The sequence below is a fragment of the Streptomyces ossamyceticus genome, assembly GCF_001418475.1.
Lineage (GTDB): Bacteria > Actinomycetota > Actinomycetes > Streptomycetales > Streptomycetaceae > Streptomyces > Streptomyces ossamyceticus.
The window spans coordinates 22,069-32,274 of the sequence record NZ_LIQX01000079.1; the positions used below are offsets into that span (position 1 = coordinate 22,069).

Consider the following 10,206-nt stretch of genomic DNA (forward strand, 5'->3'; position numbering starts at 1 on the left):
GTGCGTCCGGGGCGGGCCGGCGGTCAGACCTCGTGAAGGGCGCCGGCGGGACTCACCCGGCGTCGGGCCGCTCGGGCCGCTCGGTGGCGGGCTCGGGTGTGTCCTCGTTTGGCGGGGCCGGCGTGGACCGGCGACGACCGCCGCCGGGGCCGGGTAGCAGGGCCAGGAGGGAGGTGACGGCGGCGAGCGCCAGCATCGCTCGCACGGTCGTGAACGTGCCGCCCAGGAACATCGGCTCCACGGCGAGCACCGCCAGCGACAGGCTGAGCACCAGGGCCAGAAGGGCTCTCTCCCCGGCGGCCGTCCGGTCCGTCGCTCGCACCGGGGCCGACCGGGCCCAGCGTGCGGCGGCCAGGCCGGGGCAGACGAGCAGGAAGGCTGTCGTCACCACGGCGCGCGGGATGTTTCCCTCCGGTAGGAGGGTGACCGCGGCCAGGGCCGCCCAGCCGGACAGTGCGAGGCACCACCGGAGTGTGTTCAACGGCGCCCTCCGCTCCGGTCGTGCTGGTACCGGTAGACCACCGCGTCCTTGTCGCGGTAGACGGGGACGTAACCCCACGTCTTGGACAGGGCGGTGTCCGTGCGCCGCACGGTGTCGGCCGGCAGGACCCCTCTGAGGTAGAGCTCGGCGGCCTGGGCCCGGCTCAGGATGATGTAGGCGGGCCGTTCCGCGGTGGTCCGCCGGAGGAACGGCTCCAGGCCCTTCACGGGGTCCTCCACCAGCCGTCGCCGGTCGTCGATCTCCTGCTCGTCCAACTGAACCCTCGGGTTCGTGTCGTAGCGCAGATACAGACCGGGGACGGCCGAGGTCAGGGAGACGACCGTGGACCCGGGAGGGGCGGTGGCGGCCACGAACTGCCCGGCGGCGGCCTCGCCCTCGGTGAAGTGGTTCGCCGCTTCCTTGCCGTAGTAGCCGAAGAACAGCCCCGTGAGCAGGGCCAGCAGCAGCGGATAGACCACGAGCATGCGCAGGCGCGGACGCCGGCCCCACTGGAAGAGGAGCGCCGAGATCAGCAGGGCGGCCGCGGGCAGCGCGAACAGATAGGCGCGGAAGATCATCTCCCCGCCGTAGGAATTCGCCACGAGCGTCGGCAGAGGGGCCAGGACCAGCAGGAGAAGGCCGGTGCGGCGGACCCAGGGGCGGACGAGGAAGGCGACGGCCGCCAGAAGGAACACGCCGGCCGACAGCCCCCGGTCGACCCAGGACACCACGACCTGGCCCGGGGCGGCGGAGCCCAACGCGGCCAGCCCGGAGGTGACATTGGTGTCGGGCCGCAGCAGGGCGCCCAGGAAGTCGTTGAGGTTCTCCGAGAGATACGGCCGGGCCACGGTGGCACCCCAGGCCGCGGCCAGAACAACCGCGCCGGCCAGGACCGGCAGGACGACCCGTCGGTTGCGGCGCGGAAGGGACAGCGCGACCAGTGCGCTGATCAGCATCAGCGGAGTCAACGGGTGCGACGAGACGATGACGGCCTCGAGCGGCACGATCAGCGCGAAACGCCCGGCACGCCATCGGCCGACGGGGCCGCCGGAGTCCGTGTCGTACAGCGTCGAGTTGGGCAACTGACCCATCGTGAGGGCGATCACCGTCACGAACAGCAGGAAGGTGAAGGCCTGGGGAGCGAAGTAGTCCTGCCCCACCCATGAGCACGAGTAGTAGATCCACGCCCCGCCCCAGATCAGCCGACGGTCACGCGTCACCGTGCGGAAGAGCAGCAACAGGGGGGCGAGCAGTACCACGTTGAAGACGGGCGGGGCCCAGGCCGCGTAGCCCAGCGCCGAATCCAGGCCGGTGGCCTGGAGGAAGAGCGCGTTGAGGTCGAAGAATCCCGGCCATTGGTTGTAGATGTCGAGCTTGCCCGCGCCCGGTACCTCGCCGTCGTGGCGGATCACGGCGTCGACGACCGCCACGTGCTTCCAGGCCCAGCTGTAACGCAGTGTCGGGTAGAGCAGGGTGGGCGTCGCGTGGATCACCGCGATGAGCCCCAGGACGTACCCCGCGAGCCAGCCGCTCCGGGTCCGTCGGTCCGTCAGCGCCAGGCAGAAGCCGAAGACGAGCAGCGCGGGGGCGACCCAGAAGAGCGCCGGCAGCACCTGGAGCAGGCCGTAGTCGCGCATTCCGTCGAGTTCCACATGGCGCAGCGACGCGAGCCAGAGCGCGAGGGCGAGGGGGAGGGCGACTCGTACGGTCCACTGACGGGGTGTGGTTCCGTGTGGCCGGCGTCGGTCGGCCGGGCCGGGGCGCCGCGCGACGGTACTGGTGATCGAGGCCATGCGCCAGAGCGTCAACGTCTGGAGCTTGCCCATGAGGGACTCTCCCGGGGAGCCGGTGCTCCGACGTCGGTCCCCGGTCGAGGGCTTGCGTCGGGACGAGGTGGCCGTCGCAGGCCCGCGCCGTGACGGGGCCGGCCGGGCGGGCGCGGGGCCGTGATGCCCGGCCCCGGCTCCCGGGGCGGACCTGCCGCCCCCTCGGAGAGGCGGACAGGGGCATCGACGCGACTCATGTGCCACTCCCCGGATACGGAACTGCCTGCGGGTCACCCCAGCGGAGGGCCGATGGGCGAAACCGGCTGACGGGAATCCGGTCGGGTGGCGCACGTCAGCGATCCACGGCTACCGATATGGGGTATTAGTACTCATTGTGAACGTTCTGTCGATCACTGCAAGCGGCGGTTTCCGGCGGGCACGCAGAACAGCGCGACGGAGCGGTGATGGAGGGACGGCGATGAGATCGCGAGGGACGAGGACGGTACCGGGGCCGGGGGGCCCGGCGGCGAGGGGGCTCGTCGCCTGGGCGGCCGTCATGGCGATGGTCCTGATGGCGGACGGCTGCGACAGCGCGGCGTCCCGGTCCGGGGTCCCGTCCGGACCATGTCGTCGTGGTGGTCGAGGAGAACCGCGGGTACGACCAGATCATCGGAAGTGCCGACGCCCCGTACCTCAACGAACGGGCCCTGCGGGGCGCCTCCCTCACCGAGTTCTACGCCATCACCCATCCGAGTCAGCCCAATTACCTGGCGATGTTCGCGGGGTCCACGCTGGGGGTGCGCAACGACAGCTGCCCGCACACCCTCACGGCCCGGAACCTCGGCTCTCAACTCCTCCAGGCCGACCTCACCTTCGCCGGTTACGCGCAGAGCATGCCCCGTGTCGGCTACACCGGCTGCAGAAGTGGTGCCTACGCGCGTCGCCACAACCCCTGGGTGAACTTCAGCAACCTTCCCGCCTCCGTCAACCGCCCGTGGACCGACTTCCCGCGCTCCTTCGAGGATCTGCCGACCGTCTCCTTCGTCATCCCGGACCTGGAGCACGACATGCACGACGGCAGTGTGCGGAAGGCGGACACCTGGCTCCGGGACAACCTGGGCGACTACGCGGACTGGGCGATGACCCGCAACAGCCTGCTGGTGGTCACCTGGGACGAGGACGAGTCACAGGGCGAGCTGTCCAACCGGATTCCCACCCTTCTCGTCGGCGAGGGCGTGAAGCCGGGCGAGCATTCCCAGCCGAACAACCTGTACGGACTGCTGCGCACCCTGCTGGACGCGTATGACCTGGAGCCGCTGGGGCACAGCGCCGACGCGGAAGCCCTGGACGTGTGGACCGATGGCTGAGGGGAATGCCGTGAATCCTGCGAGCGCGAGGCTCATCCAGCGGGTCCGTCCGGCCCTTCGCCAGGTCCCCGACGGCGGGAGGTAGCGTATGTTTACACCGTATATGCCGGGGTGGTTGCCGACCGGGTGTGAGGAGGCAGGACGATGGAGAAGCCCTCGGGAACCGACCCGAGCAGGCGTGCCAGCGACCGCGGGCGGTACGGCAGGCTCAGCCGGGAACGTGTCCTGGCCGCCGCCCTGGAACTGGTCGACCGCGAAGGGCTTTCCGCCCTGAGCATGCGCCGTCTGGGCGCCGAGCTCGGCGTGGAGGCGATGGCGCTCTACCGATACGCGGCGAGCAAGGACGCCCTCCTCGACGGCCTCGTCGAGGCCCTCTACCTGGAACTGGAGGGACGCCTGGCCGCGGAACCCGCGACCGACGCCGTCGAGGGCGGATGGCGCTCCGGGCTCCACCGCATCGCCCGGGCGACGTACGAGGTCTGCCTCGCCCATCCGCAGGCCGTGCCGCTTCTCGCCACGCGCATGCTCGCGGTCCCGCTGGCCCGGCGTCCGCTCGCCGTTCTGCGCGACCACGAACGGGTGCTCGCCCTGCTGCGGGGGGCAGGGCTCGACGAGACCCGGACCTCCGCCGTCTTCCGGGCGTACACCGCCTGGCTCCTCGGTTACCTCTCCGTGGAACTGCGCCCCATGGTGGACAACCCGGACGAGACGGATCCCGCCTTCCGCATGGGACTGCACCGCCTTTCGCCCCAGGAACTGCCCACGCTGAGGGAGACCGCCGCGGCGCTCGCCGAGCAGGGCGGGCCGGAGGGGCTGGCCACCGGTCTGGACGCCCTGCTCGACCGGCTGGTGGGCGGCGAAGCGTAGCGGGGCCGACATCGTCACGCAGGGTCACATGGTGGGCCCGAGGGCGGGCCCACCGTACGTCCGCTCGCGTATCGGGTCGGCTCCGCGAACGCCCTGCTCGGCGGCGGTGTCCTCGCGGCACAGCGACGCCCGCTCGGTCCCGGCGGGCACCTACGACCTCGCGTCCATGAACTTCGTGGCCGGGAGCGTCACCGAGGACCCGGACGAGTTCGCCGACTTCTGCCGGCCTTCGCCATGTCCGTGCCCCGGGTGGCCCTCTCGTCGCCTCCTTCATGGGGAACATGCCGACCTACCGCATAGGCGTCGCGTCGCGTTGGCCGGGCTGCTCGGTGGACCGCGCGATCGTGCGCCGGGTCTTCGCCCCCGTACACCGAGCGGCTCGGGGGCACCCGCATCGAGCCGCCCCCACCCTGCCCGACTGCGGAGACACCGGCATGGTGCTGATGAGAGCCGTCAGTACTCGGCAGTCACCTCCCACGGGGCTAGGTACCGCGCCCTGACCGACGCGCCGCCCGGGGAGTTGAGCGACTTCCCCAGCTGGAAGGCCGTGTCGACCAGGGCGATGTGACTGAACGCCTGGGGGGTGTTCCCGAGCTGCCGGTGCCGTTGCGGATCCCACTGCTCGGACAGCAGCCCCACGTCGTTGCGGATGTCCAGGACCCTCTCGAACGTCTCGCACGCCTCCTCGGGCCGCCCGGTCGCGGCGAGCGCGTCGGCGAACCACAGCGAACACGCGACGAACGTCCCCTCGGGCCCGTGCAGCCCGTCCACGCCGTGCACCCCGTGCCGGATGTCCGCGTAACGGCGGAGGAACCCGTCCTCCGCCAGCGACCTGCTCGCCTCGACGGTGCCGAGCACCCTCTCGTCATGCGCGGGGAGGAAACCGAGCTTCGGGATCAGCAGCGTCGAGGCGTCCAGCGCCCGGGAACCGTAGGACTGCACGAAGGACCGCTGCCGCTCGTCCCAGCCCTCCCGGCACACCTCCTGGTGCACCTCGTCGCGCATGGCCCGCCAGCGCTGCGCCGAACCGTTGATTCCCAGCATGTGCGCCATGCGCAGCGCGCGGTCGGCGGCGACCCAGGTCATCACCTTCGAGTGGACGAAATGGCGCCGGGGCCCACGCACCTCCCACAGGCCCTCGTCGGGCTCCCGCCAGTGCTCACCGAGATAGCTCATCAGCGAGTTCACCAGGCTCCACATGTGGTGCTGGATGGGGATACCTGCGCGCAGCGCGAGATGGAGCGTGTCCAGCACCTCTCCGTAGACGTCCAACTGGAGCTGGTTCACCGCCGCGTTACCGAAGCGGACGGGCTGCGAGCCCTGGTATCCGGGCAGCCACATCGCCTCCGACTCCTGGAGCCGTCGCTGTCCCGCCAGGCCGTAGAGCGCCTGCAGATCCGCCGGATCGCCCGCGATGGCCCGCAGCAGCCAGTTCAGCCAGGCCTCCGCCTCGTCCTGGAACCCGCTGCGCAGCAGACAGGACAGGGTGAGCGTGGCGTCGCGGAGCCAGCAGAACCGGTAGTCCCAGTTGCGCTCACCGCCGATGCATTCCGGCAGGGAGGTCGTCGGCGCCGCGACGATGCCGCCCGTGGGCGCGTAGGTGAGTGCCTTGAGCGTGATCAGCGAGCGCACCACCGCCTCGCGCCAGGGCCCCCGGTAGCGGCACTGGGACGCCCAGTCCTCCCAGAAGTCGAGGGTGCGGGCGAGCGCGGCGTGCGGATCGCCCCAGCCGGGGCCGGGCAGATGGGAGGGCGACCAGATGAGCATCAGGGTCAGGTGTTCGCCCGCCGAGACCCGGAAGTCGAAGCGGGTGCGGTTGTCGCAGGACTGGACCCGGACCCGCTGATCGGCGCCCAGCCAGACGGAGTCGGGGCCCGCCACCGCGAGGGTGTACGTCTCGGCGGAGCGAGTCCAGGGGACCACGCGCCCGTGGTGGAAGCGCAGTCTCAGCTCTCCCCGCATGTCGACGCTTCCCGCGAGGCCCTCGATCCGGCGCAGCAGGCATGGCGTACCGGTGCGCGGCGGCATGAAGTCCGTGACCTTCACGGCACCCGAGACGGTCTCCCAGAAGGAGTCCAGCACCAGGCTGTTGCCGCGGTACGCCCTGCGGTTGCAGGTCTCGGCTCCTGCCGGTGAGACCCGCCAATACCCGTTGTCCGGCGTCCCCAGCAGTGCCGCGAAGCAGGCGGGGGAGTCGAAGCGGGGCAGACACAGCCAGTCCACCGACCCGTCCCGGCCGACAAGGGCTGCCGTCTCCAGGTCACCGATGATGGCGTAGTCCTCGATCAGCCCGGCCATGAGGGGACATCGCCGTAACCACTTGATGTCACGGTGTCAATTTTAGGATCGGCGCCCACCCGCCGCACCCGGACGCCTGGCCGCCGGCGGAAGACGTCCGGCTCTCTGTCCCGTTCACGCTGTCCCCGGCTCCCGCCCTGCTCTCGCCCCGCTCCACGGCGCACACGCCGGGCAGATGGAGAAAGGCCGGGGTGACCACCGCGCCGATCAGGCCTGCGCCGATGAAGGTCGCGTACCCCGATCGCGGCGGCGGCGGCGGGCGCGGCGAGGGCGTAGGAGAGGGCAGGCGCGCGAGGGAGACGAACCAGTCCACGCTGGACACCCGGCCCAGCAGCGCGGTCGGTACAGTCCCTGCTTCGCCGTCGCCCAGGTGGTGATCCTTTCGCAGGTCATATCGGTGCGTCTCGCCATCGGTGCCCACGCGAGGCGGGCCGCCGGGGATGCCCGCAGGGGGCTCACTGGGGGTGCCCGCAGGGGGGGCTCACCGGGGGTGCCCGCCGGGTCTCATCCCAGCCGCATCGCCAGGGTCACCGCGGCCCCCGCCCCGGTGGTGTCCGTCGTGACCGTCAGCCGGTCGGTGACCAGACGGGCGAGCCAGAGGCCACGGCCGCGGCAGGCCTCGGTGAGACCGGGGAGCAGTTCGGGGATGGCGGGGACGAAGCCGGGGCCCTCGTCGGTGATACGGCACTCCAGCTCGTCCGGGAGGCGGCGCAGCTCCAGATGGCCGCGGCCGCCGGCGTGCTCGACCGCGTTGCTGGCGATCTCGCTGACGGCGAGCGTGAACTCGCCGAGCCGTACCCCGCAGAGGCCCGCCGAGGCCGCCGTGTCCTCCACCTGGGCCCGTACCTGGGCCAGGTTCTCTCCGGTGAAGTGCCGTTTCAGCAGAAGCGTTTCGGGGCCGCGCGCGGGAAGGTCGAGGGCGCCTCCGCGCGGACCGCCCGTTGCGCCGCTTCCACAGCCTGTCTCCCCGCCCGGCATCGCGGCCGCCTCCTCTCGATGGGTGTCGATGGGCCCGGGCACGGGGCGCTGGGCGTCAAAGGCGAACTGCCACACATCGCCCACGCTAGCCGTGCTCGCCCGATGAGTACCCAGGAGATCGAGTGGGCATCGCGCCTGGTCGAAACCGTACGTAACCGATCGAGCCGTGATCGTTTCCGCTCGACATCGGCTGATCGGCGACGTCCGTCGATCACGGCAACACCGGCTCCGCTCCCCGCGGTCCGGGTGGCCGGCGCCACGGGAGGGCATGCGTCAGTACGCCCCACCCACCCTGAGGGGGTGGGGCCGTGGTGATCAGTGCGGTGCGGCGTCCGATCGGCAAAGGCTCCGAAGCCCTCCCCTCACCCGGCTGACTCGGCGACGTCGGCTATCGATTCCAGCACCTTGCGCGGATTGCCGTTCGGGGCCACCGCCCCGCCGATCCGCTTGCGGATCGCGGCGGCCACCTCGGACCAGTCGGTCTCGCCGACGGGGTAGAGCCGCAGGTTCTGCAGGGTGTCCAGGCCGCTCCACAGGGGCCTGTGGTCCTTGTCGGCGCGCATCCCGTCGGCGGCGGACGTGGTGACGGGCAGCAACTCGTACTCGGCGGCCTGCTCGGTCACGTACTTGTCGCCGTAGAGGAAGTCGAGGAACCGTCCCATCGCGTCGCGGTGGTCCTCGTTCCTGAAAGCGATGACCCAGTCCGCGGTGCCCATGGTGGGCGTGGCCGCGCCGTCGTGGCTCGGCAGCGGGACGGAGCCGTAGTTCACGGACTCGGAGGAGTCGTCGATCTGCCGGATCAGCGACAACGGGCCGTTGACCATGGCCGCGTCACCGCTCAGGAAGGCCTGCACGGCGTCGTCGCGGTTCAGCTCGCCGGGCGCGACCGGGCCGGTGAGGCCCTCCCCGACCAGCTTGTCCTTCAGCCAGGTCAGCGTCCGCACGTTCGCCGGGGAGGCGATGTCGTAGCTGTTGGCGTCGTCGGTGTAGCCGCCGTCACCTGCCAGCAGCCACATCAGGGTCTCGGCCTCCGCCTCCTCCGGGCCGAGCGGCACGGCGATCGGGTACTCCACGCCCAGCGCCTTCAACGCCCGTGCGCCGGCGACGAGTTCGTCCCACGACCGCGGGGGCTCCAGGCCGGCCCTCCGGAACAGGTCCTTGTTGTAGTACAGCAGCCGGGTGCTCGCGGTGAACGGCAGCCCGTACTGCACCCGGTTCAGTTCCCCGGCGTTCGCGAGGCTCGGTATGAAGGACGCCTGCACCGGTACCGAGAGCAGTTCGTCGGCGCTGTAGAGGAGGTCCTCGGCGGCGTACCGGGAGTAGCCGTCGGTCTGCACGATGTCGGGTGCCTCGCCCCGCTCGACCAGTTCCGCGACCTTCTCGTCGACCTCGTCCCGCTCGTACACCTCGACGTCCACCTCGATGCCCGGGTTCTCGGCGGTGAAGTCCAGCACCAGCCGGTCCCAGTACCCCTCGGAGTTCTTGTGGACGTCGTCGCCGTAGTTGGTCGCGACGACGGTCAGGGAAACCTGTCCCGCCTCCGCGTCCGCGTTCCCGCCACAGCCGGACAGCCCGGCCGTGAGTCCCAGCGCGGCCGAGGCCGCCACGATCATCCGGGCCCTGTGGCGCACGGTTCCCCCACTTCCAGCACTTCCAGAAATTCCGGTACTTCCCGCACCTCGGCACCGCGGCCGAGCCTGCGTCGCGCCTGACCATGTGTGCGGGCCTCGCCCGCATCTGCTCGCGACGGGCTTGATCGTATGGGGCGCGCCGGTGCGGTACGGGGCCGTGGGCGTTGCGTTTTGATTCCAGGGATGTGACGGAAGTAACCCGACACGTCCCACACACGACAGGAAGTACGGAATGGGTGCCCCTGTCGTTCACTGCGCCGGGAGCACGCCGGGCTTCGTCGTTCGCGCGGTGGCCGGGAGGCGAACCCCCGGACGCCCGGGGAAGACCCCGGTACGAAACCGTTCCGGAGAGCCGTCGGATGCGGACCGGGGGCACACCCCGCCGCTCGGGAGCCGGGTTGTCACGGGTGTCACCGTCCCCGCTGCCCACGCCGCCCCGAGGGCGACCGCGTCCCTCGTTCACGAGGAGGGCGAGCTCCGGTTCAGGGCCGCCCCGGGGCAGGCGAACCGGCTGAGCGTGTCCGCGAGGATCGTGCCGCGGCCGGAGTCGGAGGCGGACCATGTGCTGACCTTCGACGACCGGTACGCGATCACCCCCGGGACCCGCCCGTGCACGTACCCGAAGACGGCGGACAGTACCGTCGCGGAGTGCGCGGTGCCCATCCCGATGGGGTCCGACGACTCCGACATCTACGACGTAGGACAACAGCGGCAACGACACGCTGTACGGGGCGCGGGCAAGGACACCCTGTCCGGCGGGCCGGGGCGCAACAGGCTCCACCAGAACTGACGCCGGGTCACCGGCCGGGCGCCCGGCC

Annotated in this window: 9 protein-coding genes; 3 read left to right on the forward strand and 6 right to left on the reverse strand. The window is 71.2% G+C overall.

Annotated features, from left to right (window positions below):
• Positions 1-52: 52 nt before the first annotated feature.
• Together AOK15_RS07280 and AOK15_RS07285 are read right to left on the reverse strand one after the other, a co-directional pair.
• Positions 53-481 carry a hypothetical protein gene (locus tag AOK15_RS07280; RefSeq protein ID WP_055513989.1) on the reverse strand — a complete coding sequence of 143 codons (429 nt, stop codon included), beginning with the start codon at positions 479-481 and terminating at the stop codon, positions 53-55.
• Positions 478-2,307 carry a hypothetical protein gene (locus AOK15_RS07285; protein WP_055513991.1) on the reverse strand — a complete coding sequence of 610 codons (1,830 nt, stop codon included), beginning with the start codon at positions 2,305-2,307 and terminating at the stop codon, positions 478-480. Before AOK15_RS07285 ends, AOK15_RS07280 begins: the two co-directional genes overlap by 4 nt.
• Before the next feature lie 572 nt (positions 2,308-2,879).
• On the opposite strand from AOK15_RS07285, the gene AOK15_RS07290 reads away from it, so the two are divergent.
• Positions 2,880-3,614, forward strand: coding sequence for an alkaline phosphatase family protein (locus AOK15_RS07290; RefSeq protein WP_079058351.1), 735 nt, complete (start codon positions 2,880-2,882; stop codon positions 3,612-3,614).
• Between the two features lie 144 nt (positions 3,615-3,758).
• On the forward strand, positions 3,759-4,481 hold the full coding sequence (locus AOK15_RS07295) for a TetR/AcrR family transcriptional regulator (RefSeq protein ID WP_055513993.1): 723 nt from the start codon (positions 3,759-3,761) through the stop codon (positions 4,479-4,481).
• Between the two features lie 24 nt (positions 4,482-4,505).
• Here the strand turns inward: AOK15_RS07295 and AOK15_RS48280 are convergent, their stop codons facing one another.
• From AOK15_RS48280 to AOK15_RS07310, 4 genes are all read right to left on the reverse strand, one after another.
• A complete protein-coding gene (locus tag AOK15_RS48280; RefSeq protein ID WP_276206204.1) occupies positions 4,506-4,631 on the reverse strand; it encodes a hypothetical protein in 126 nt (41 codons plus the stop codon).
• A gap of 303 nt (positions 4,632-4,934) precedes the next feature.
• Complete coding sequence (locus tag AOK15_RS07300; RefSeq protein ID WP_055513995.1) at positions 4,935-6,779, reverse strand: glycoside hydrolase family 15 protein; 1,845 nt, start codon at positions 6,777-6,779, stop codon at positions 4,935-4,937.
• 504 nt (positions 6,780-7,283) lie between these two features.
• Positions 7,284-7,757, reverse strand: a complete 474-nt coding sequence (locus AOK15_RS07305; protein ID WP_055513997.1) for an ATP-binding protein — start codon at positions 7,755-7,757, stop codon at positions 7,284-7,286.
• Between the two features lie 362 nt (positions 7,758-8,119).
• On the reverse strand, positions 8,120-9,388 hold the full coding sequence (locus AOK15_RS07310; protein ID WP_240508341.1) for an ABC transporter substrate-binding protein: 1,269 nt from the start codon (positions 9,386-9,388) through the stop codon (positions 8,120-8,122).
• 517 nt (positions 9,389-9,905) lie between these two features.
• Between AOK15_RS07310 and AOK15_RS07315 the strand changes: the two genes are divergently transcribed.
• Positions 9,906-10,178, forward strand: a complete 273-nt coding sequence (locus AOK15_RS07315) for a hypothetical protein (protein ID WP_205632094.1) — start codon at positions 9,906-9,908, stop codon at positions 10,176-10,178.
• Positions 10,179-10,206: the final 28 nt, after the last annotated feature.

Coding starts and splice junctions, on each gene's coding strand:
- AOK15_RS07285 (WP_055513991.1), bottom strand. CDS start 2,307: ATGGGCAAGCTCCAGACGTTGACGCTCTGGCGCATGGCCTCGATCACC.
- AOK15_RS07295 (WP_055513993.1), top strand. CDS start 3,759: ATGGAGAAGCCCTCGGGAACCGACCCGAGCAGGCGTGCCAGCGACCGC.
- AOK15_RS07300 (WP_055513995.1), bottom strand. CDS start 6,779: ATGGCCGGGCTGATCGAGGACTACGCCATCATCGGTGACCTGGAGACG.
- AOK15_RS07305 (WP_055513997.1), bottom strand. CDS start 7,757: ATGCCGGGCGGGGAGACAGGCTGTGGAAGCGGCGCAACGGGCGGTCCG.